We start from the raw sequence: 21,717 nt of genomic DNA, 5'->3' as shown, positions 1-21,717 counted from the left end.
GGTTAGCCACGGTTGGGTGTGGTGGGGCCCGGCGTGCCACCGTAAGGGATGATGGCGGGGTGAGTGAAGCGGAAAATGCGGAGAACCCCGACGCCGGGGCGAGCGAGGCAACGGGAGGTGGAACCGCGGTGGCCGCCGTGCAGGCGCCGCTGAGGATGCCGATGCTGGTCGCGATCGCGGCGCTGATCCTGGGACTGGACCTGGTCACCAAGATCCTCGCGGTGCGGCACATCAAGCCCGGCGAGCCGATCGAGCTGATCGGTGACGTGGTGACGCTGACCCTGGTCCGCAACCCGGGCGCCGCCTTCTCGATGGCCACCGGGATGACCTGGGTGCTGACCCTGGTCGCGATCGGCGTGGTGATCGGCGTCATCAAGATCGGCCGGACGCTGCGGTCGCCGTGGTGGGCACTCGGCCTCGGCCTGGTGCTCGGCGGTGCGCTCGGCAACCTGATCGACCGGATCTTCCGGGCCCCCGGCCCGCTTCAGGGCCACGTCGTCGACTTCGTGTCGGTCGGCTGGTGGCCGGTGTTCAACGTCGCCGACTCGGCCATCGTCTGCGGCGCGATCCTGCTGGTCGCGCTCACCCTGTTCGGGTTCGAACCCGACGGCACCCGGGCGGGCGCCGATTCCGACGCCACCGCCGACTCCGACCTCGATGCAGGCAAGGCGGCGGACGCATGAGGGAGACACGGTCGATGCCCGTACCCGACGGGCTCGAGGGCATGCGCGTCGATGCGGGCCTTGCCCGGCTGCTCGGCCTGTCGCGGACCGCGGTCGCCGCGCTCACCGACGAGGGTGCGGTCCTGCTCGACGGCATCGCGGTCGGCAAGTCGGACCGGCTGCCTGCCGGTGCCTGGCTCGAGGTCGAGCTGCCCGAACCCGCGCGGCCGCTGACGGTGGAGGCGCAGCCGGTCGAGGGCATGGAGATCTTGTACTCCGACGACGACGTCGTGGTGGTGGACAAGCCGGTCGGCGTCGCCGCGCACGCGAGCGTCGGCTGGACCGGACCCACGGTCATCGGCGGGCTCGCCGCGGCGGGCTTCCGCATCTCGACTTCCGGGGCGCACGAGCGACAGGGCATCGTGCACCGGCTCGACGTCGGCACGTCCGGCGTGATGGTGGTCGCGACGAGTGAGCGCGCGTATACGCTGCTCAAGCGCGCGTTCAAGCAGCGCACCATCGACAAGCGGTATCACGCGCTGGTGCAGGGCCACCCCGACCCGAGTAGCGGCACGATCGACGCGCCGATCGGACGGCACCGCAGCAACGACTGGAAGTTCGCGGTCACCGCGGACGGCAAGCCCAGCGTCACGCACTACGACACGGTGGAGGCGTTCCAGGCAGCCAGCCTGCTCGACATCCACCTGGAGACCGGGCGCACACACCAGATCCGGGTGCACTTCGCGGCGCTCCGGCATCCCTGCTGCGGCGACCTGACCTACGGCGCCGACCCCCGGCTCGCGGAGCGGCTCGGCCTCGAACGGCAGTGGCTGCACGCCCGCGCGCTCGGGTTCGCGCACCCCGCGGACGGCCGCTGGATGGAGATCACCAGCGACTACCCGAAGGATCTGCAATACGCCCTCGAGGTCCTCAGGAGTGCGTGATCGGGCCGGGGCGATCGTGGCGGTCTGCTGCGCTCTCGCCCTGGCGGTGCTGGTCGTGGTGCTCGGCCTCGCCAACCCGCCGCGGCCGACCTCGATCGCGACCGACCGGCTCGGTCCCGACGGCGGCGAGGCGGTCAGCGAGTACCTCGATCGAGCGGCCGACTCGGTCGGCGGGTCCGACGCCGATCAGCACTGGGCGCTGGTCTCGCTCGGCCCCGAGGCGACCGTCGAACAGGCCTACCGCCTCGCCGACGGCGTCCGGATCTCCCAGGTGCTGTTCCGGGTGCCGATCGATCGGGTGCAGACGCCGCTGATCGTCGTGGACGTGCCCGCGGACGAGGCGGCGGTGCGCCGTTCCCCGCTGGTCGCGGCCGGACGATTGCAGGGCTCGGCGGGGGAGTGGGACCGGCAGGCCCGCATCGATGCTGTGTCGGCCGGGCGCCTCGCCGACGGGTGCGCCTGTGTGGTCGGGATGACCGTGCGCGGCGACCTCGCACAGCTCCGCGCCCTCGCGGCACGGCCCGGCGTCCGGGCCGTGGAGGCGCTGCCCGCGGACGCCGAGTACGGACGGTTCGCGGTCACGCCGCTGCTGCCCGAGCAGACTTCCGCCGTGGCCCCCGGCCCGGACGACGGCGACGTGCCCGCCCGGTGAGAACTGCCCGCCCGTTCAGTCCTGCTCGGTGTGCTTGCGCAGGAACTCGATGGTCCGCTCCAGCGCCAACCGGCCGTCCTCGTTGTCGAGCTTGAACTGGTATTCGTGCCCGAGCGCCGGCTTGTGGTCGGCCGGGTAGAAGACGGTCGTCACGTCCACGTCGAGCCCGCGCAGCCGCTCGGCGAGCGGCACCGACTGGGTATCGGTGAGCGGGTCGGCGTTGCCCCCACTGATGTAGGTGGGCGGGAACTGCCCGGTCACGTGGAGGATCGTGGACATCTGTGCCACCGCGGCCGAATCGTCGAAGTCCTTGGTGCCGAGGGAGGACCAGACCAACTGGTCCATGGCCCAACCGAGGATTCCTGGCAGGCCGACAACCTTCCTCACGTCGAAGACGCCGCAGTTGAGCACCACACCGCGCAGCTGGCCGGGGCGCAGCGCAGGGGTGACGCCGACCTCGCGGGCGTAGTCGGGGTTGGTGATCAGCGCCGCGAGCTGGCTCGAGAGCTGGGCCCCGGCGGAGTCGCCCGCCAAGACGATCCGCTGCGGATCCACGTGCAGCCGTTCGGCGTTCGCGATCAGGTAGGCGTGCGCGTCGTTCAGCTGGTGCACGGGGGTGGGGTAGGTCTGGTCGGGGCCGAGTGAGTAGTCGAGCGAGACCACGGTGAAGCCCGCGGCCGCGAGCAGCCGGTAGTAGGGCGCGAAGTCGGTCTTGTGGCAGGAGATCCAGCCGCCGCCGTGGGTCCAGATCACCGTCGGCAGCGGGCCCTGCGCCGCCTCGGGGAAGTAGACGTCGAGGTGGGCGTCGGGGTCTCCGTCTCGGTACTGCTGGTCCGTGACGCGCGCGACCCCGGCGGGCTCGTGTGCGCCGAGAGCCGCGGTGACGCGGTCCGCGTCCCACTCGAAGCCCCAGCGCACCGCCCTCGTGAAGGGTCGCGGGGTGACCCGGGAGACGAGCACGCCTGCCGCCGCCGTCACGACCGGGACGGCGAGCCCGAACAGCCCGAGTCGCTTCCATCGGCCGCGGGTGCGCAGCGCAGTCGAGGTGTCGCCGACTTCGGTCATGATGGTTCCTTCCGGTGTGCGGCGTCACCCCGACGGTGGCCGCAGGGACAGTCTGGCAGCTCGGCAGGGGGCTAGGGCGCGGTGTGCGCCTTCAGGAACTCGACGGTCCGCTCCAGCGCCCGTGTGCCGTCCTCGTTGTCCAGGTCGAACTGGTACTCGTGCGGCAGCGCGGGCTCGTGGTCTTCTGGATAGAACAGCGTGGTGACCTCGACGCCGAGCCCGCCGAGCTCGGCCGCCAGCGGCTTGGACTGCTTGTCGGTCAGCGGATCGCCGTTGCCGCCGCTGATGTAGGTGGGTGGGAACCCGTCGGTGACGTGGCGCATGGTCGACATCTGCCCGATCGCCGTCGAGTCCTCGAAATCGCGGCTGCCGGTGTACGCCCAGAGCGATTGGTCCGCTCCCCAGCCGACGATGCCGGACCCGCCCGTCATCTTCTCGACGTCGTAGATCCCGCAGTTCAGCACGACACCGCGCAGCTGCTCGGGGCGCAGCGCCGGAGTGATGTCGAGCTCGCGCGCGTACTCGGGGTTGGTGACGAGGGCGGCCAGCTGGCTGGAGAGCTGCGCACCGGCCGAGTCGCCCGCGAGCAAGATACGGCTCGGATCGACGTGCAGGCGCTCCGCGTTCGCGACGACATAGGCGTGTGCGTCGTTGAGCTGGTGCACCGGGGTCGGGTAGGTGCGCTCGGGCCCGAGCGAATAGTCGAGGGAGACGACGGTGAACCCGCGCTCCGCCAGCAGCTGGTAGTACGGCGCGTAGTGCGACTTGTTGCCGGAGATCCAGGCGCCGCCGTGGGTCCAGATCACTGTCGGCAGCGCCTCGGTCGCCGTCTCGGGGAAGTAGACGTCGAGGAGGGCGTCGGAGTCGCCGTCCCGGTACTGCTGATCGGTGATCGAGGCGATGCCCTGCGGGGTGTGCTTCTCGAGGGCGCTGGTGGTGGTCGCCGCGCCTCGGTCGAAGACGACGCGGACGACCATGGCGCCGGGCCACGGGCTGAGCGTGAAGGCGAGGACCGCGGCAAGGATGAGCGCGAGCAGGATGCCGACGACCCAGAGGATCCACCGCCTCCAGCGCGAGCGCGGGCGGGCGCTCGGGGAGGGCGATTCGCTCTGGGTGTCGATGGTCACAGACTCTCCTCGGTGGTGGTCGGGCGCGCCGGGCGTCAGTATCTCCGATCGAGGTGAGGGGTCGTGAGCAACACACCGCCCGCCGCGCTCCGCCTCGGCGCGGGTGACCGAAGCTGTCGGCCCCAGCGCCTACACTCGGTTCGCTAGTTATGAGGTCGCTGAAAACATCGGGGCGCTCCACGTCCTTCGAGAGCTAGAGAGGCGCGCGTGGCTGACTCGTTCGTGCATCTGCACAATCACACTGAGTATTCGATGCTCGACGGTGCGGCCAAGGTCGGTCCGATGTTCAAGGAAGCTCAGCGGCTGGGCATGACCGCGGTGGGGATGACCGACCACGGCAACATGTTCGGAGCCAGCGAGTTCTACAACGAGGCCAAGAAGCACGACATCACCCCGATCATCGGGATCGAGGCGTACATCGCCCCTGAGTCCCGCTTCAACACCAAGCGCGTGCTGTGGGGTGACCGGAGCCAGAAGTCCGACGACGTCTCCGGTAGCGGCGCCTACACCCACATGACGATGCTCGCGGAGAACGCGACCGGCGTGCGGAACCTGTTCAAGCTCTCCTCCCGCGCCTCGATCGAGGGCCAGCTCGGCAAGTGGGCCCGGATGGACGAGGAGATCATCGCCGAACACCACGAGGGGATCATCGCGACCACCGGTTGCCCCTCCGGCGAGGTACAGACCCGGCTGCGGCTCGGCCACGACCGCGAGGCCCTCGAGGCTGCCGCGAAGTGGCAGGAGATCTGGGGCAAGGACAATTTCTTCCTCGAGCTGATGGACCACGGACTGTCCATCGAGCGCCGCGTGCGTGAGGGGCTGCTCGACATCGGCCGTCAGCTGGGCATCCCGCCGCTCGCGACCAACGACTGCCACTACGTCACCAAGGACGCCGCCGAGAACCACGAGGCGCTGCTCTGCATCCAGACCGGCAAGACGCTCAGCGACCCCACCCGGTTCAAGTTCGACGGTGACGGCTACTACCTCAAGTCGGCCGAGGAGATGCGGGCGATCTGGGACGACGAGGTCCCGGGCGCCTGCGACTCGACTCTGCTGATCGCCGAGCGCATCCAGCCCTACGACGATGTCTGGAAGCACCGCGACCGAATGCCGATCTTCCCGGTGCCCGAGGGTGAAACCCAGGCCAGCTGGCTGCGGAAGGAGGTGCTGACCGGGCTGGACCGCCGCTTCCCCGGCGGCCCGCCGCAGGAGTACCTCGAGCGCGCCGACTACGAGATCGACGTCATCAACGAGATGGGCTTCCCGGCCTACTTCCTCGTCGTCGGTGACCTGATCAACCACGCCAAGGAGGTCGGCATCCGCGTCGGCCCCGGCCGTGGCAGCGCGGCAGGCTCGCTCGTCGCCTATGCGATGGGCATCACCAACATCGACCCCATTCCGCATGGTCTGCTGTTCGAGCGGTTCCTCAACCCCGAGCGCGTCTCGATGCCCGATATCGACATCGACTTCGATGATCGCCGCCGCGGGGAGATGGTCCGCTACGCCACCGAGAAGTGGGGCAGTGACCGCGTCGCCCAGGTCATCACGTTCGGCACCATCAAGACGAAGGCCGCGATCAAGGACTCGGCCCGAGTCCAGTTCGGCCAGCCGGGCTTCGCGATCGCCGATCAGATCACCAAGGCGCTGCCGCCGCCGATCATGGCCAAGGACATCTCGGTCTCGGGCATCACCGACCCTGAGCACGAGCGCTACAAGGAGGCCGTCGAGGTCCGCGCGCTGATCGACTCCAACCCGGACGTCGCGAAGATCTATCAGACCGCCAAGGGTCTGGAGGGCCTGATCCGCAACGCCGGCGTGCACGCCTGCGCGGTGATCATGTCGTCCGAGCCGCTCACCGACGCGATCCCCGTGTGGAAGCGCGCGCAGGACGGCGCGATCATCACCGGCTGGGACTACCCGTCGTGTGAGGACATCGGCCTGCTCAAGATGGACTTCCTGGGTCTGCGGAACCTGACGGTCATCGGCGACGCGCTCGAGAACATCAAGGCGAACCGGGGCATCGACCTCGACCTGGACACCATCCCGATGGACGACCCGGCCACCTTCGAGCTGCTCTCGCGCGGGGACACCCTCGGAGTCTTCCAGCTCGACGGCGGCGGCATGCGCGAGCTGCTGAAGCTGATGCAGCCGACCGGCTTCGGCGACATCGTCGCCGCCCTCGCGCTCTATCGTCCCGGGCCGATGGGCATGAACGCGCACACCTCCTACGCCAAGCGCAAGAACGCGCTCGAGGAGGTCAGCCCGATTCACCCGGAGCTGGAGGAGCCGCTCAAGGACATCCTCTCGGAGACCTACGGACTGATCATCTACCAGGAGCAGATCATGCACCTGGCGCAGAAGGTGGCGGGGTATTCGCTGGGCCAGGCCGACCTGCTGCGCCGCGCGATGGGTAAGAAGAAGCTCTCGGAACTGGAGAAGGCGTACGCCGGATTCCGTCAGGGCATGCTCGACAACGATTTCGGTGAGGCCGCCATCAAGGCGCTGTGGGACACGGTGCTGCCGTTCGCCGGCTACGCGTTCAACAAGTCGCACTCCGCGGGCTACGGCCTCGTCTCCTACTGGACTGCGTACCTCAAGGCCAACTACCCGGCCGAGTACATGGCCGGTCTGCTCACCTCGGTCGGCGACGACAAGGACAAGTCCGCGATCTACCTGGCGGACTGCCGGAAGATGGGCATCACGGTGCTGCCACCGGACGTGAACGAGTCGGCGGTCAACTTCGCCTCGGTCGGCAGCGACATCCGGTTCGGCATGGGCGCGGTGCGCAATGTCGGCGCGAATGTGGTGGCCTCGATCATCAACGCGCGCACCGAGAAGGGGAAATTCACCGATTTCTCCGACTATCTCAACAAGATCGATGTAATCGCCTGCAACAAGAAGGTCACCGAGTCGCTGATCAAGTCGGGGGCGTTCGACTCGCTCGAGCATCCTCGCAAGGGCCTGTTCCTGATCCACACCGACGCCATCGAGTCGGTCCTCGGCACCAAGAAGGCCGAGGCGGTCGGGCAGTTCGACCTGTTCGGGGACGCGGGCGGTGCCGATGAGTCGCTGTCGTCGGTGTTCGCGATCCGGGTCCCGGAGGAGGAGTGGGAAACCAAGCACCGCCTCGCGTTGGAGCGGGAGATGTTGGGGCTCTATGTCTCCGGGCACCCGCTCAACGGGGTCGAGCACATCCTCCGGCAGCAGTCCGACACCTCGATCGCCTCGATCCTCGAGGGCGAGGTCAAGGACGGCGCCCAGGTGACTCTGGGTGGCATCATCGCCTCCGTGGACCGGCGGGTGAACAAGAATGGTCTGACCTGGGCCATCATCCAGCTCGAGGACCTCGTCGGCGGCATCGAGGTGCTGTTCTTCCCGCAGGCCTACTCGGTCTACGGCATGGACATCTCGGAAGACGCCATCGTGCTGGTGAAGGCGAGGGTCTCGATCCGTGACGATCGGATGTCGCTGATCGGCAACGACCTCGCGGTGCCGGACCTGTCCGCGGTCGGGGTGGCCAAGCCGGTGGCGGTGAGCCTGCCGACGCGGCTGTGCACCGAGGACAAGGTCGGCGCGCTCAAGCAGGTGCTGACCCGCCACCCGGGCACCTCGGACGTGCACCTGCGATTGATCAGCGGCGACCGGATCACCACCCTCAAACTGGACGACAGCCTGCGAGTCGAACCGTCCTCCGCGTTGATGGGTGACCTGAAGGCGTTGCTCGGTCCGGGCTGCCTGGCCGGCTGAGCCGGACCGGGGTAGCGCCGCACACGGCAGGCCGTCGCGTATCCCTTTACGGCGTAAGGCAACAATGATCGCGATTGCTTACCCCGTAAGGAGTTGAGTTCGGTGAGTGTAGGTACAGGTCACAGCGATGCAGCCCGATCGATGGCGCTGCTGTGGCGGGCGCCGGAGGTCCCGAGATCCGCGCCGGGGCCGAGGCAGGCGCTGACCGTGGACGAGATCGTCGCGGCCGCCATCGAGGTGGCGGACGAAGCCGGGATGGCGGGTCTGTCCATGCGTGCGGTCGGCGCCCGGCTGGGGCGCACGGCGATGGCGCTGTACACCTACGTGCCGAGCAAGGCCGAGCTGGTGGACCTGATGTACGACAGGGCACACGGCGAGCTGCCGACCCACTACGACCTCGCGGAGGGTTGGCGTCCGGCCGTCACATCGTGGGCCAGGGACCTGTGGGCCTTCTACATCCGGCATCCGTGGACGCTGACGGTCTCCTATGCGCGCCCGGTGCTCGGACCCGACGAGCAGGCCGTCCTCGAGGCGCTGGTGCGGATCCTGTTCGAGGCCGGACTGTCCGCTCGGGTCCTGCGCCGGGTCGTCGGCGCGCTGTTCCACTTCGTGCGCGGCGCCGCCGCGGCCGTCGCAGACTCGCGGCGGGCGGCCGCCGCGACCGGGATGTCGGACGAGCAGTGGTGGTCGACGCGGTCCGCACTTCTGCAGCAGGTGGCCCCGGACTTCGCCGAACGCTTTCCGATGCTGGTGCGACTCGGGGTCGAGGCCGCCGCGGAGGAGCGGGACGCGTTCCTGGAGGGCGGTCGGGCGCCGGATCTCGAGGACGAGGCGACCGAGAACTTCGCCGTCGGGCTCGACGTGCTGCTGGACGGCATCGAGCGCAACCGCTCGGCCCAGGTGGCTGTGGCTAGCGGCCGGACCGCGTGACCCTGTCGCCTGCCCAGTACAGGCGACGTGCCCACCACACGACCACGGTGGCCGCGGCGGCCGCCAGCACCGTGGGCTGCATCGCCTGGGTGATGACGAGCAGGGCGACGAACACCAGCAGGCCCGCGGCCAGCGCTTCGAGCTTGTAGAGCGGCCATTCGGTACCCGCCAGATTCACCGAGGCGCCACGGCCGCGCGCGCTTCGGTGCGGCGTGGTGGCGAAGTCGGCGGTGGTCATGAGTTCAGGCTACTAGGAGATCGAAGTTCGGTCCAACGAACACTTGAGTTCGCCGGGCTGACTTCGGCCGGTCGGGCTGCACCGCAGTGGCACGAGGTGTTCACTGGTGGCATGCCGCTGACAGGAGAGTACGAGCCCAGTCCGACGAAGTGGTCCGCCGATCAGGCCGCCCTGTACGAGAGCTCCGGTGGAACCAAGGGCACCACCATGCAGGGCAAACCGGTGGTCCTGCTCACCACCAAGGGCGCCAAGTCCGGCAAGCTCCGCAAGGCTCCGCTGATGCGCGTCGAGCACGACGGGGAGTACGCGATCGTCGCCTCGCTCGGTGGCGCGCCGAAGCATCCGGTCTGGTACCACAACGTCGTCGCGGATCCGCACGTCGAGCTGCAGGACGGCCCCGCCAAGTGGGACATGATCGCCCGCGAGGTCACCGGCGAGGAGAAGGCCGTGTGGTGGGAGCGTGCCGTCGCGGTCTGGCCCGACTACGCGGAGTACCAGAAGAAGACCGACCGCCAGATCCCCGTATTCGTGCTCACCCCTCAGTAGCCAGGAGGGCCGCCGTGGCCGCGGAGACCGTTGCAGACCAGATCGTGTCCCAGCTCGTCGCCGCGGGCGTCCGCCGGATCTACGGCATCGTGGGTGACAGCCTCAACCCGATCGTCGACGCGGTCCGCCGCACCGGCGGCGCGGGCGCGGGCGGCATCGACTGGGTTCACGTCCGGCACGAGGAGGCGGCGGCGTTCGCGGCGTCAGCCGAAGCGCAGATCACCGGCGAGCTGGCCGTCTGCGCGGGATCCTGCGGGCCCGGCAACCTGCACCTGATCAACGGGCTGTACGACGCGAACAGATCGGGGGCGCCGGTGCTCGCCATCGCCTCGCACATCCCGAGCACCCAGATCGGTACCGGCTACTTCCAGGAGACCCACCCGGACCGGCTGTTCGTCGACTGCTCGCAGTACGCGGAGATGATCAGCACCCCCGCACAGTCGCCGCGGATCGTGCACACCGCGATGCAGCACGCGCTCGGCCGGTCGGGAGTCGCGGTGATCACGGTGCCAGGCGACATCGCCGACCTTCCGGCCGCGGGCACCCCGCCGACGCTGGTCAAGACGCGGCCGCCGGCGGTCGTGCCCGCCGACGCCGACGTCCGGGCCCTCGCCGACGCGATCAACGCCGCCGAGCGGGTCGCGATCTTCGCGGGCGCGGGGGTCCGCGAGGCGAGGGACGAGCTGCTGGCTCTCGCCGACACCGCTGCCGCGCCGATGGGCCACACGCTGCGGGGCAAGGAGTGGATCCAGTACGACAACCCGTTCGACGTCGGCATGACCGGCCTGCTCGGCTACGGCGCCGCGCACGACGGCATGCACGGGGCGGACCTGTTGCTCCTGGTGGGCACCGACTTCCCGTACGACCAGTTCCTGCCCGACGACGTCCGCACCGCGCAGATCGACGTCGCCAGGGAGAAGCTGGGCAGGCGCACGAGCCTGGATCTGGCGGTGCACGGCGACACGGTCAGCACGCTGCGGGCGCTGAACCCCCTGGTGCACCGCAAGACCGACCGGGAGTTCCTCGAACGGTCGCTCGATCGGCACCGCACCCTGATGGAGAAGGTGGTCGGGGCGTACACCAGCCCGGTCAAGCAGCGCACGCCGATCCATCCGGAATACGCGGCGTCGATCCTCGACGACCTTGCGGCGGAGGATGCGGTGTTCACCGCCGACACCGGGATGTGCAACGTGTGGACCGCGCGCTATCTGAACCCGAACGGGTCGCGGCGTTTCCTGTCGTCGGCGCTGCACGGCTCGATGGCCAACGCGCTCCCGCACGCGATCGGAGCGCAGCTCGCCGCGCCGGACCGGCAGGTGATCTCGGTGTCCGGCGACGGTGGGCTGTCGATGCTGCTCGGCGAGCTCGTCACCGTCGCCTCGTTCCGGATCCCCGTCAAGATCGTGGTGTTCAACAACTCGACCCTCGGGATGGTCAAGCTCGAGATGCTGGTCGACGGGCTGCCCGATTTCGGTTGGGGGTACCTCCCTGCACGAAGTGCTCGGGGACATCGGGACCGGCCTGCGGGAGGCGCTGGCGCATCCGGGCCCTGCGTTGGTCGACCTCGTGACCGATCCGAATGCGCTGTCGCTGCCGCCGTCGATCACCGGCGGGCAGGTCAAGGGCTTTGCCCTCGCGATGTCGAAGATGGTGATGAACGGCGGGGTCGGTGAGGCCGTGCAGATGGCGAAATCCAATCTGCGGAACATTCCCAGGCCCTCCCAGTTCGACCCCCGGGGCTGAGATGCCGGGTCGGGTCGCCGACCCGCGAGCGCAGGTGGCAGCATATTGAGGTGTCGAAATCCCCGGAACTCGCCGACCTGATGGCCACTCTGCCGCTCGATGCGGACGAGATCGATGCTGCCCAGAGGCGAATTTCCGACGTCGTCGCGGTGACCCCGCTCCAGTTCAGCGAGCGGCTGTCGGCGGCCACGGGTGCCAAGGTGTACCTCAAGCGCGAGGACCTGCAGGTCGTCCGGTCGTTCAAGCTGCGCGGCGCCTACAACCTGATGGTCCAGCTCACGGCGCAGGAGCGGGAGTCGGGCGTGGTGTGTGCCAGCGCGGGCAACCACGCGCAGGGCGTGGCCTACGCGTGTCGGACGATGCAGATCCGCGGCCGGATCTACGTGCCCGCGAACACGCCGCGGCAGAAGCGTGACCGGATCAAGGCGCACGGCGGCACGTTTGTCGAGTTGATCGCCACCGGCAAGACCTATGACGCGGCCGCGGCGGCGGCCAAGGAGGACGTCGCGCGGACCGGCGCGACGATGGTGCCGCCCTTCGACGACCCGCGAACAGCGGCAGGCCAGGGCACCATCGCGGCCGAGATCGTCGAACAGCTCGGCGAGCAGCCGGGCACGGTGATCGTCCCCGTCGGCGGCGGCGGGCTGATCGCGGGAATCGCCACGTACCTGCACGAGCGTTCCCCGCACACCGCGATCGTCGGCGTCGAGCCGAGCGGCGCCGCATCGATGACGGCCGCGCTCGTCGCGGGTGGCCCGGTGACGCTGCCCGAGATCGACCCCTTCGTGGACGGAACGGCCGTCCGTCGGATCGGCGACCTGCCGTTCGAGGTGATGGCCGCGCTGGGCGCAGGCATCGTCTCGCACGGTTCGCTGCCGCTGATGGCCCAGCCGCGCTCCGGCATCCCGGGCGAAGGTACGTTCGCCATGATCCACACCGACGAGGGCGCGGTCTGTACTGCGCTGCTCGGTCTCTACCAGAACGAGGGCATCATCGCCGAGCCGTCGGGTGCGCTGTCGGTGGCGGCACTGGAGCTGGTGAAGGTCGAGCCGGGGAGCACGGTGGTCTGCCTGATCTCAGGCGGCAACAACGACGTGTCGCGCTACGGCGAGATCCTCGAGCGTTCGCTGGTCCACCTCGGGCTCAAGCACTACTTTCTTGTGGACTTCCCGCAGGAGCCGGGTTCGCTGCGTCGGTTCCTCGACGAGGTGCTCGGTCCTGAGGACGACATCACCCTCTTCGAATACGTCAAGCGGAACAACCGGGAGACCGGCGAGGCGCTGGTGGGCATCGAGCTCGGCTCGGCCGCTGGCCTGGACTCGCTCCTGGAGCGAATGCACGGATCCGGTATGCACGTCGAGCAGCTCGAGCCCGGCTCGCCTGCCTACCGCTACCTCACGTAGGCAGGGCGTGAGTCGGGCTGACCGGTCGGGTCAGGGGAGGGTCCGCACGAAGTCGAAGAAGGCGGGTGCCAGAGCGGGATTCGCATTGCTCGAACCGCTGATGGCGCCTGCCGCGCCGCCGATCACGGCCCCGGGGATACAACCGACGAACAGGAACAGGACGCAGCCGACCACGGCTCCGACGCCGGCCCCGATGTTCGCGTTGATGTTTCCACCACCCATCCAACCGATCTCGAACTGCGTGACCAGGTTGTCGTAGGCAGCCTGGCTGTACACCTCGTGGGGTTCGAGCACACCGGTCAGCGGATCCGGGCTCTCGGGGGCCTGGTAGGTGATGGTCGTGTCATCCGGGGGCGGCGGTGCGGCGTAGGAAGTACCGGCGCCGATCCCCATCGTCGCGATGACCAATACGGAGAGCGTCGTGCCTTTGTGAAGTTTCACTTGGGGGCTCCTCTCATTCCAAGGAGACGGCCCCGATCTGGTCTAAGACCGTCCGGAACATCGCTTCGAATGATAACCGCCGAGCTGCCCGAATAGCCATCCTCCAGATGTCCACGATCGCGATCACGGCCGGCGACGTTTTCTGCCGAAACCGCCTCTGAGCAGTGCAGTTCCGGCTACTGTGATGGGACTCAGGAGGCGGCATCTGATGCCCGAACGGGCTCCTGTCATAACTGCCGGCGAGGGTGCGCCGCCGGCCAGGAATCCCGCGTGCTGACCGAAGGTGAACTCGCAGAGGGCAACCCGCTTCTGCCGGCCGGGCGAGTAGGCGTCACCGGGCATTCCACCGGCTGAAGAACGGTTCGATTATCGCTCGGATCGGGCGCGCGATCGTCTGGCCGTAGGTCCCGAACAGCTCGTCCCGCGAGTCGAACGTGCCTAGGTTCGCGGCCACGAAACCGGACAGGTCCAGGCACGACCGAGACGACTGCCCGCCCCAGTTGATGGGGGCCCGTGCCAGCGCGTCGAACAGTGTCTCCTCTCCGCAGTTGGCGAAGGGCTCCGCATCGATCGTGCAGTCGCCGCCGTCGAAGATCTCGGACGCGTCGAGCCACCGGCCTTCGACCAGGAATTCCGGCCAGGCGAGCAGGACTCGATCGGGAACCAGGCCGTGGAGGTATCGGAAACGGGGGTACCAGAACTCGCCGTGCAGGACCAGGCCGCGAACCCTGGTGCGGATCGAATGCCGGCGGGCCAACCCCTCGACGATCGCCAGCCGCTGACCGCACGAGCCGCGGCCACGGCCAATCGTCGTCGACATCGGTTGCTGGTCATCGAGTGCGTAGACGCCGCGAACCTCGCGCCGGACGCAGGTGTGCGCGGTTCGGAGAAAGGAAGTCGGCGTCGCCGGAGCTTCCGGTGCGAGGAGGACGCGGTCGTAGAGTCGCTCCACATCGCGCGCGGACCAGTCCAAGATCGGCGTCGCGGTCACGGATCCGGATGAGTCGGCGGCCGTGGTGGGCGTCAGCGGCCCACCGCGCCACGAGGTCACCGCGCTGCACGTCATCTCGCGACGATAGCGCTCTGATCCCCTCCCGCTCGGCCCGAGTACTCCTGCGCGGGCGCGATGATGTGGCGCACACTTGTCCCAGCTCGTGAACTCGCAGCCGTCCCAGGAGGTGTGGGAATCCAATGGCAGTCGAACTGCTCGAGAACTACGTCAACGGTCGCTTCGTGGCCTCGACGGCAACGGATTCGATCGAAGTGGTCAATCCGGTGGACGAGACGGTGGTCGCCAGGGCGCCGATCTCCACCAAGGCCGATATCGATTCCGCCGTCGCCGCGGCCAGGGAGGCATTCACGTCGTGGGGGCGGACCACCCCTGGTGTCAGGCAGGCCGCGCTGCTCGCGCTCGCTGATGCGATCGAGGCACACAGCGACGAGCTCGTCGATGCCGAGTGCCGTAACACCGGCCAGCCGAAGGCGGTCATCGCCGCCGTCGTGGTGAAGGTCGGCGCGGATCAGCTCCGATTCTTCGCGGGCGCGGCTCGCATGCTCGAGGGCAGGTCCGCTGGCGAGTACAAGGACGGATTCACCTCATACGTCCGGCGGGAACCGATCGGCGTGGTCGGTCAGGTGACGCCGTGGAACTACCCGTTCCTGATGGCCATCTGGAAGATCGGGCCCGCGGTCGCCGCCGGGAACACGGTGGTGCTCAAGCCGAGCGACACCACCCCCGAGAGCACGCTGGTTCTCGCCCGGCTCTCGAAGGGCATCCTGCCCGACGGTGTGCTGAATGTCGTGCTCGGCAACGGCGGCACCGGCGCGACCCTGGTCGAGCATCCCGACCTCGGCCTGGTCTCGATCACCGGGTCGGTCCGCGCGGGTATCGCGGTGGCGGTGTCGGCGGCGAAGCAGCTCAAGCGGGCCCACCTCGAGCTAGGCGGCAAGGCTCCCGCGGTGGTGTTCGCGGACGTCGACGTCGACAAGGCCGCGGGTGGGATCGCCGAGGCGGCGTTCTTCAACGGGGGCCAGGATTGCACGGCCGCGACGAGGGTGCTGGTGCACGAGTCGATCCACGACGAGTTCGTCGAGGCGCTGGTGGCCAAGGCGAAGGGCCTCAAGGCCGGGCTGCCCACCGACCCGGACACCTTCTACGGGCCACTCAACAATGTCAACCAATTCGCTGCGGTGACCGGCAAGATCGCCTCGCTGCCCGGGTACGCGAGGATCGTCACCGGTGGAAAGCGGTTGGGGGAGAAGGGTTTCTTCCTCGAACCGACCGTCGTCACCGGCGTGCGACAGGACGACGACATCGTTCAGGAGGAGACCTTCGGCCCGGTGCTGACCGTCCAGCCCTTCGCCGACGAGGATCAGGCCGTCGAACTCGCCAACGATGTCCGGTTCGGTCTGGCCTCGAGCGTGTGGACGAGGGACCACGGGACTGTCCAGCGGATGTCCGCCGCACTCGATTTCGGGGCGGTGTGGGTGAACTGCCACATTCAGTTCGTCGCGGAAATGCCCCACGGCGGCTTCAAGTGCTCCGGTTACGGCAAGGACCTCTCGGCTTACGGGGTCGAGGACTACACCCGAATCAAGCACGTCATGAGTGCCAACGACTGAGCGTGATTCCCTCCGCTCCCGCACATCGAGGACCGACACCATGGATGTACTCCGGTACCGACTGCCGCAGGAACGGACGCTTCGTACTCCGCTGCCCGGGCCGAGATCACAGGCTCTCACCGCCCGCCGCAAGGCCTCCGTGGCGGCGGGGGTCGGGTCGAGCGTTCCCGTCTACGCGGTGGATGCCGACGGCGGCGTCCTTGTCGACGTGGACGGCAACTCGCTCATCGACATGGGGGCCGGCATCGCGGTCAACAGCGTGGGTGCCTCCAACCCTGCGGTCGCACAGGCGGTCTCCGAGCAGGCCGCGCATTTCGCGCACACCTGTTTCATGGTCACCCCATACGAGGGGTACATCGCGGTTGCCGAGGAGTTGGCGGTGTTGACCCCGGGCACCCACGAAAAGCGTTCGGTGCTGTTCAATTCCGGCGCGGAGGCGGTCGAGAACGCGGTCAAGGTGGCGCGGCTGGCCACCGGTAGAAACGCCGTCGTCTGCTTCGATCACGCTTACCACGGACGCACGAACTTGACGATGGCGTTGACCGCGAAGGCGATGCCCTATAAGGCGAACTTCGGTCCGTTCGCCCCGGAGATCTACCGGATGTCGATGTCCTATCCGTTCCGCGACGAGGCCGGACTCGGCGGCGCCGAGTCGGCACGCCGGGTCATCAGCCAGATCGAGAAGCAGATCGGTGCCGACACGGTGGCGGCGATGATCATCGAACCGATTCAGGGCGAGGGCGGATTCATCGTGCCCGCACCGGGATTCCTGCCCGAGCTGGCCAACTGGGCACGGTCGAACGGGGTCGTCTTCATCGCCGACGAGGTGCAGACCGGCTTCGCCCGCACCGGCGCCTGGTTCGCCAGCGAGGACGAGGCCATCGTGCCGGACATCATCACGATGGCCAAGGGCATCGCGGGCGGCCTGCCCCTCGCCGCGATCACCGGCCGGGCCGAGCTGCTCGACGCGGTGCATCCCGGCGGGCTCGGCGGCACCTACGGTGGCAACCCGATCGCCTGTGCGGCGGCGCTCGCCGCGATCGAGTCGATGCGCGAGCTGGATCTGCCCGGACGCGCTCGGCAGATCGGGGAGCTGTCGCAGCGCCGGCTGCGGGCGCTGGCGGCCGAGGTCGACGTGATCGGCGAGGTGCGGGGCCGCGGGGCCATGCAGGCGATGGAGTTCGTCCGGCCGGGCGGCATCGAGCCGGACCCGGACATCACCAAGGCCATTGCGGCACAGGCGTTCCAGCAGGGCGTCATCGTGCTGATCTGCGGCACCTACGGCAATGTGATCCGGCTGGTCCCGCCGCTGGTGATCGGCGAGGACCTGCTCGGCGAGGCCCTCGACGTGCTCGAAACAGTCATCAGATCTCTGGCAGGGAGCAACGGTGGCTGAACCATCTACGACCGGCCGCCTTCTCTCCGTCGCGTTCGATACGAAGGGGAGGCCGTCGTCAGACCGGCTCGGCGTGGCCCTCGCGGCCGAGTAGGCGGTCCACGACCTTGCCATACAGCTCGGGGTCGGGCTGGGGCAGGCCGAGGAGCGCCGCGAGGTAGATGCCGTCGCCGACGAGCCGCACGATCTCGGCCTGGACCGGGTCGTCGAACTCGGCCCGCAGGCCCTCGTCCCAGGACCGCATCATGTCGATGACTGCCTGCTGGATCTCACCCGGCTGGCCGTCCACCGAGCGCAGCGCGGCGATCGTGGACTGGAAGAGCGCGAGCTCGTTGGTGGTGTTGGCGTCCACGGTCTGCAGGTACCACTCGGAGACCGAGGTGCCCGCCTCCGCGAGCTGCTGGTCGGAGCGCTCGCCGAGGCGACGGACCATGCCCGCGAGCAGGGCGTCCTTGCTGCGGAAATGGTAGAGCAGTCCGCCCTTGGAAACGCTCGCCTCGGCGGCCACGGCCTCGAGGGTGATCTGGGAGAGCCCGCGTTCGAGCAGTAGTCGCTCCAGCGCGTCGAGGATGCGGTCGCGGGTTCCAGTTGCCGCCTTGTCTGTCACGAGGATCACTGTACCGGCTGGACGGTTGGCTGCTAACCTGAGTGAGCGACTGTACCGGCTGGACGGTTCAGTCGGTTTTCTTTAATCAACACTTTTGGGAGTAATCGTGTCTGTCATCGCGGGCAAGGGCCCGACGTTCGATCCGACAGAGGTGCGGGCGAGCGCCCGTGACTGGCTCGGTCTGGTCGTCCTCGCCTTCTCCGTCCTGCTGATCTCGGTCGACGCGACGGTCCTGGACCTGGCCATGCCGTCCATCAGCGCGGACCTCGCGCCGAGCAGTACACAGCTGCTCTGGATCATCGACGTCTACTCGTTCGTGCTCGCCGGACTTCTCATCACGATGGGCACCCTCGGTGACCGGATCGGTAGGCGTCGGCTGCTGCTGATCGGCGCCGCCGGCTTCGGCATCGCGTCGATGATCGCCGCCTGGTCGGTGAGCCCGGAGATGCTGATCGCGGCCCGCGTGCTGCAGGGCATCTCGGGTGCCACGCTGATGCCTGCGACGCTGGGCCTGATCCGCACCATCTTCGTCAACCCGCGTCAGCGGACCACCGCGATCGGCGTGTGGGGTGCGATGGCCGGTGGTGGTGCCGCGGCGGGGCCGCTGGTCGGCGGCTGGCTGCTCGAGCACTTCTGGTGGGGCTCGGTGTTCCTGATCAACATCCCGGTGATGGCGGTGCTCATCGTCGTCGGTCCGATGGTGATCGCGGAGGCGAAGGACCCCAACCCGGGCCGCTTCGACCTGGTGAGTGCCGGCCTGTCGATGCTGGCGATGATCCCGCTGGTGTACGCCGTCAAGGAGTCGGTCGTGCACGGCCCGACCGTGGCCCTCGCGGCGATCGGCGCGGTGGGCGTGGCCGCCGGATGGGCCTTCATCCACCGGCAGCGCACCCTCCCGGATCCGATGCTCGACCTGAGCCTGTTCGCGCGCCCCGCGTTCTCGACCGCGGTGGTCACGAACCTGCTCTCGGTGTTCGCGCTGTCCGGCGTGCTGTTCTTCGGGTCGCAGTACCTGCAGCTGGTACTGGGCAAGACGCCTTTGCAGGCGGGCCTGTTGATGCTGCCGGGCACGGCCATGAGCGTTGTCTTCTCGCTGGCGGCCGCCTGGTTCGTCCGTCGTTGGCAGCCGAGCGTGGTGCTCAGTATCGGGCTGGCGGTCTCGTCGATCGGTGCGGCCACGATGCTGTGGCTGCACGCCGATGGCGGCGCGGGACTGTTCATCGTCGCGTTCATGCTGACCGGCTCCGGTGTCGGCATCGCGCTGACACTGACCTCCGACCTGGTGGTCGGCTCGGTGGAGCCGGAGCGCGCGGGTGCGGCGTCGGCGGTGTCCGAGACGGCGTACGAGCTCGGTGTCGCACTGGGTGTGGCGGTCCTGGGCAGCGTGGTACTGGCCATCTTCCGCAAGGGACTCGACGTGTCGGCGCTCGGCACGGACGACGCTCACTCCGCTCAGGAAACCCTCGGCGGCGCGGTGAGTGTGGCCAAGTCCGCCCCGGACATGGTGGGAGCGCAGCTGCTCGATTCCGCGCACCTGTCCTTCGTCAGTGGCATGCACGTGGCGGCGGCCGCCACCGCGATCATCCTGTTCGCCAACGCGGTACTGGTGTACCGGATGATGCGCTCGCGCTAGTCGGCGCTTCCCGCGTCGAGGATCGCGAAGGAATGTCCGGGGACGACGGTCGCCGACCCGGTGGCATCCTGGGTCGGCGGCTCCCACCACAACAGTGGGTGGCCGCCGACCGGGACCGTCACCGGGTCCGGACCGAGGTTGCAGGCAATCCGAATGCTGCCGCGGTGCAGCACGATCCACCGCTCGTCCTCGTCGTAGTCGACGACCAGGTGCTCGAGCCACGGATCGGTCAGGTCGGATCGCGCGGCTCGCACAGCGATCAGGGCGCGATAGCACTCCAGGAGCCGCCGGTGCTCGGGCACCGCGATCTCGTCCCAGTTCAGCTTCGACCGCAGGAAGGTCTGCGGGTCCTGCGGGTCTGGGATGGCGCCGACCTCCCAGCCGTGCTCGGCGAACTCGCGCCTGCGACCGGAGGCGGTGGCCTCGGCGAGCTCCGGTTCGGGGTGTGAGGTGAAGAACTGGAAGGGCGTCGCCGCGCCCCATTCCTCACCCATGAACAGCATCGGGGTGTACGGCGAGCCAAGCACCAGCGCCGCCCGGACGGCCAGCTGGCCCGGGTTCAGGTAGCGCCCCGGACGATCACCGGTCGCGCGGTTGCCCACCTGGTCGTGCGTGCAGGTGTACGCGAGCAGCGAGCTGGCCGGCGTCAGCCGCACGTCGAGCGGCCGGCCGTGGGTACGGCCCCGGAAACTGGAATAGGTGCCCGCGTGGAAGAAGCCCTGGCGCAGGGTGGTGGCGAGGCACTGGATCGAGCCGAAATCGCCGTAGTACCCCTGCCGTTCGCCGGACACCGCGGCGTGCACGGCATGGTGGATGTCGTCGTTCCACTGCGCGTCGAGGCCGTGGCCGCCCGCTGACCGGGGCGCGATGAGGGCGGGATCGTTGAGATCGCTCTCGGCGATCAGGGTCAGTGGCCTGCGCAGATGCGTTGACAGCGTCTCGGTTTCGACGGACAGGTCTTCGAGTAGATGGGTGGCGGTCAGATCGACCAGCGCGTGCACGGCGTCGAGGCGTAGTCCGTCGATGTGGAACTCGCGCAGCCAGCGCAGCGCGTTGTCGATGATGTAGCGGCGCACCTCGCCCGAGAGCGGACCCGCGATGTTGACCGCTGCGCCCCAGGGGTTCTCGGTGTCCGCGAGGTAGGGCCCGTATCGGTCGAGGTAGTTGCCGGACGGGCCGAGGTGGTTGTAGACGACGTCGAGGATCACCCCGAGTCCGCGCCGGTGGCAGGCGTCGACGAACCGCTGCAGGCCGTCTGGTCCGCCGTAGGGCTCGTGCGTGGTGTACCAGAGGACGCCGTCGTAGCCCCAGTTGTGTTCGCCGTTGAATCCGTTCACCGGCATCAGTTCGACGAACCCGACACCGAGGTCCACGAGGTGGTCGAGGTGGGCGATGGCGGCGTCGAAGGTGCCCTCGGGGGTGAAGGTTCCGACGTGCAGTTCGTAGGCCACGCTGCCCGCGAGCCTGCGTCCGGTCCATTCGCGATCAGTCCAGGCGTCCGGGTCTACCTCGTGCAGCTGTGAGGGCGCGTGCACGCCGTCGGGCTGGCGCGGCGAACGCGGGTCGGGGAGCACCGTGGGATCGTCGTCCAGGACGAAGCCGTAGCGGCTGTCCCGGTTCGCGGGGACAGCGGCGCGCCACCAGCCGTCTTCGTCCCGCGACATCGGATGCAGCTCCCCGTCGAGATGTAGCTGCACTTTCTGCGGGATCGGTGCCCAGACCTCGAAACGATGCACGGAAGTCATTGCCCCAGCATGCCGCAAGGAACGGCGTGGTGCAGTCGGTGCGGGTGCGTTTCGGTCTCAGAACGGTGGCGGGTCCGGTGACGTGGCCGGGCTCGGTCGTGGGGTGTGGCCGCGGCGGCCAGAGATAGGTGGTGCGGGTGTCTTCATGGTGTGGCTGCCGTGGGCGCCGGTGGGGAGGGTGAGGGCGGTGGTGCCGGTCCTCGAGGTCCAGAGCAT

At 68.6% G+C, this 21,717-nt stretch carries 17 protein-coding genes and 1 pseudogene; 11 read left to right on the top strand and 7 right to left on the bottom strand.

The genetic code is table 11. The features are described from left to right. Positions 1 to 155 precede the first annotated feature (155 nt). Genes lspA through C8K38_RS14815 form a run of 3 tightly spaced genes read left to right on the top strand, consistent with a single transcriptional unit; the run spans position 156 to position 2,258 of the window. Positions 156 to 683: a signal peptidase II gene (lspA, locus tag C8K38_RS14825; protein ID WP_218840976.1), complete on the top strand. Its 528-nt coding sequence runs from the start codon at positions 156 to 158 to the stop codon at positions 681 to 683. Then, complete coding sequence (locus tag C8K38_RS14820) at positions 680 to 1,606, top strand: RluA family pseudouridine synthase (RefSeq protein ID WP_097212192.1); 927 nt, start codon at positions 680 to 682, stop codon at positions 1,604 to 1,606. The genes lspA and C8K38_RS14820 overlap by 4 nt, the downstream gene beginning before the upstream one ends. Further along, entirely contained in the window at positions 1,599 to 2,258 is a 660-nt protein-coding gene (locus C8K38_RS14815) for a hypothetical protein (protein ID WP_257017497.1), read from the top strand. The genes C8K38_RS14820 and C8K38_RS14815 overlap by 8 nt, the downstream gene beginning before the upstream one ends. A 15-nt stretch (positions 2,259 to 2,273) precedes the next feature. On the opposite strand, the gene C8K38_RS14810 is transcribed toward C8K38_RS14815, so the two are convergent. Together C8K38_RS14810 and C8K38_RS14805 are read right to left on the bottom strand one after the other, a co-directional pair. Further along, on the bottom strand, positions 2,274 to 3,323 hold the full coding sequence (locus tag C8K38_RS14810; RefSeq protein WP_097212193.1) for an alpha/beta hydrolase: 1,050 nt from the start codon (positions 3,321 to 3,323) through the stop codon (positions 2,274 to 2,276). A 71-nt stretch (positions 3,324 to 3,394) separates the two neighbouring features. Further along, a complete protein-coding gene (locus C8K38_RS14805) occupies positions 3,395 to 4,450 on the bottom strand; it encodes an alpha/beta hydrolase (RefSeq protein WP_257017498.1) in 1,056 nt (351 codons plus the stop codon). A 207-nt stretch (positions 4,451 to 4,657) separates the two neighbouring features. Between C8K38_RS14805 and dnaE the strand changes: the two genes are divergently transcribed. Together dnaE and C8K38_RS14795 are read left to right on the top strand one after the other, a co-directional pair. Further along, on the top strand, positions 4,658 to 8,197 hold the full coding sequence (gene dnaE / locus C8K38_RS14800; protein ID WP_097212194.1) for a DNA polymerase III subunit alpha: 3,540 nt from the start codon (positions 4,658 to 4,660) through the stop codon (positions 8,195 to 8,197). A gap of 102 nt (positions 8,198 to 8,299) precedes the next feature. Further along, on the top strand, positions 8,300 to 9,127 hold the full coding sequence (locus C8K38_RS14795) for a TetR/AcrR family transcriptional regulator (protein WP_257017499.1): 828 nt from the start codon (positions 8,300 to 8,302) through the stop codon (positions 9,125 to 9,127). On the opposite strand, the gene C8K38_RS14790 is transcribed toward C8K38_RS14795, so the two are convergent. Next, positions 9,108 to 9,365, bottom strand: a complete 258-nt coding sequence (locus C8K38_RS14790; RefSeq protein ID WP_097212196.1) for a hypothetical protein — start codon at positions 9,363 to 9,365, stop codon at positions 9,108 to 9,110. The two genes, C8K38_RS14795 and C8K38_RS14790, sit on opposite strands and share 20 nt — an antisense overlap. Positions 9,366 to 9,476: 111 nt before the next feature. Between C8K38_RS14790 and C8K38_RS14785 the strand changes: the two genes are divergently transcribed. The 3 genes and pseudogenes from C8K38_RS14785 (at position 9,477) to ilvA (ending at position 13,057) form a co-directional block, all read left to right on the top strand. Then, positions 9,477 to 9,911 (top strand): nitroreductase family deazaflavin-dependent oxidoreductase, encoded by a 435-nt coding sequence (locus C8K38_RS14785; RefSeq protein WP_097212197.1) that lies wholly within the window; start codon positions 9,477 to 9,479, stop codon positions 9,909 to 9,911. Between the two features lie 14 nt (positions 9,912 to 9,925). Then, positions 9,926 to 11,654, top strand: a pseudogene (locus C8K38_RS14780) (pyruvate dehydrogenase). Positions 11,655 to 11,704: 50 nt separating this feature from the next. Further along, complete coding sequence (ilvA, locus tag C8K38_RS14775; RefSeq protein WP_097212198.1) at positions 11,705 to 13,057, top strand: threonine ammonia-lyase IlvA; 1,353 nt, start codon at positions 11,705 to 11,707, stop codon at positions 13,055 to 13,057. A gap of 30 nt (positions 13,058 to 13,087) precedes the next feature. On the opposite strand, the gene C8K38_RS14770 is transcribed toward ilvA, so the two are convergent. Both C8K38_RS14770 and C8K38_RS14765 read right to left on the bottom strand, forming a co-directional pair. Continuing rightward, a complete protein-coding gene (locus tag C8K38_RS14770) occupies positions 13,088 to 13,498 on the bottom strand; it encodes a hypothetical protein (RefSeq protein ID WP_257017500.1) in 411 nt (136 codons plus the stop codon). 331 nt (positions 13,499 to 13,829) lie between these two features. Beyond that, positions 13,830 to 14,564 carry a hypothetical protein gene (locus C8K38_RS14765; RefSeq protein ID WP_257017501.1) on the bottom strand — a complete coding sequence of 245 codons (735 nt, stop codon included), beginning with the start codon at positions 14,562 to 14,564 and terminating at the stop codon, positions 13,830 to 13,832. 125 nt (positions 14,565 to 14,689) lie between these two features. Between C8K38_RS14765 and C8K38_RS14760 the strand changes: the two genes are divergently transcribed. Together C8K38_RS14760 and gabT are read left to right on the top strand one after the other, a co-directional pair. Continuing rightward, positions 14,690 to 16,120, top strand: a complete 1,431-nt coding sequence (locus C8K38_RS14760) for a gamma-aminobutyraldehyde dehydrogenase (protein WP_097212199.1) — start codon at positions 14,690 to 14,692, stop codon at positions 16,118 to 16,120. A gap of 40 nt (positions 16,121 to 16,160) precedes the next feature. Then, entirely contained in the window at positions 16,161 to 17,516 is a 1,356-nt protein-coding gene (gene gabT, locus C8K38_RS14755) for a 4-aminobutyrate--2-oxoglutarate transaminase (protein WP_097212200.1), read from the top strand. A gap of 58 nt (positions 17,517 to 17,574) precedes the next feature. Here gabT and C8K38_RS14750 read toward each other — a convergent pair whose 3' ends face one another. Further along, positions 17,575 to 18,123, bottom strand: coding sequence for a TetR/AcrR family transcriptional regulator (locus tag C8K38_RS14750; protein ID WP_097212230.1), 549 nt, complete (start codon positions 18,121 to 18,123; stop codon positions 17,575 to 17,577). 106 nt (positions 18,124 to 18,229) lie between these two features. Here C8K38_RS14750 and C8K38_RS14745 point away from each other — a divergent pair, with 106 nt between their 5' ends. Beyond that, complete coding sequence (locus tag C8K38_RS14745) at positions 18,230 to 19,756, top strand: MFS transporter (protein WP_179800574.1); 1,527 nt, start codon at positions 18,230 to 18,232, stop codon at positions 19,754 to 19,756. On the opposite strand, the gene treZ is transcribed toward C8K38_RS14745, so the two are convergent. Next, the gene (treZ, locus tag C8K38_RS14740; protein WP_097212232.1) at positions 19,753 to 21,492 is read right to left on the bottom strand and encodes a malto-oligosyltrehalose trehalohydrolase; all 1,740 of its coding nucleotides are present in this window, start codon (positions 21,490 to 21,492) and stop codon (positions 19,753 to 19,755) included. The two genes, C8K38_RS14745 and treZ, sit on opposite strands and share 4 nt — an antisense overlap. Positions 21,493 to 21,717 lie beyond the last annotated feature (225 nt).

This window comes from Rhodococcus sp. OK611, assembly GCF_003050885.1.
GTDB lineage: Bacteria > Actinomycetota > Actinomycetes > Mycobacteriales > Mycobacteriaceae > Rhodococcus_G > Rhodococcus_G oryzae.
The sequence above is the reverse complement of the archived record's forward strand: the minus strand, read 5'-3'. Positions and strand labels throughout refer to the sequence as shown.

Bases quoted from the DNA above. Each gene is read 5' to 3' on its own strand.
- lspA (WP_218840976.1), top strand. From the start codon at position 156: ATGCCGATGCTGGTCGCGATCGCGGCGCTGATCCTGGGACTGGACCTG.
- C8K38_RS14820 (WP_097212192.1), top strand. From the start codon at position 680: ATGAGGGAGACACGGTCGATGCCCGTACCCGACGGGCTCGAGGGCATG.
- C8K38_RS14810 (WP_097212193.1), bottom strand. From the start codon at position 3,323: ATGACCGAAGTCGGCGACACCTCGACTGCGCTGCGCACCCGCGGCCGA.
- C8K38_RS14790 (WP_097212196.1), bottom strand. From the start codon at position 9,365: ATGACCACCGCCGACTTCGCCACCACGCCGCACCGAAGCGCGCGCGGC.
- C8K38_RS14785 (WP_097212197.1), top strand. From the start codon at position 9,477: ATGCCGCTGACAGGAGAGTACGAGCCCAGTCCGACGAAGTGGTCCGCC.
- C8K38_RS14765 (WP_257017501.1), bottom strand. From the start codon at position 14,564: ATGACGTGCAGCGCGGTGACCTCGTGGCGCGGTGGGCCGCTGACGCCC.
- C8K38_RS14760 (WP_097212199.1), top strand. From the start codon at position 14,690: ATGGCAGTCGAACTGCTCGAGAACTACGTCAACGGTCGCTTCGTGGCC.
- gabT (WP_097212200.1), top strand. From the start codon at position 16,161: ATGGATGTACTCCGGTACCGACTGCCGCAGGAACGGACGCTTCGTACT.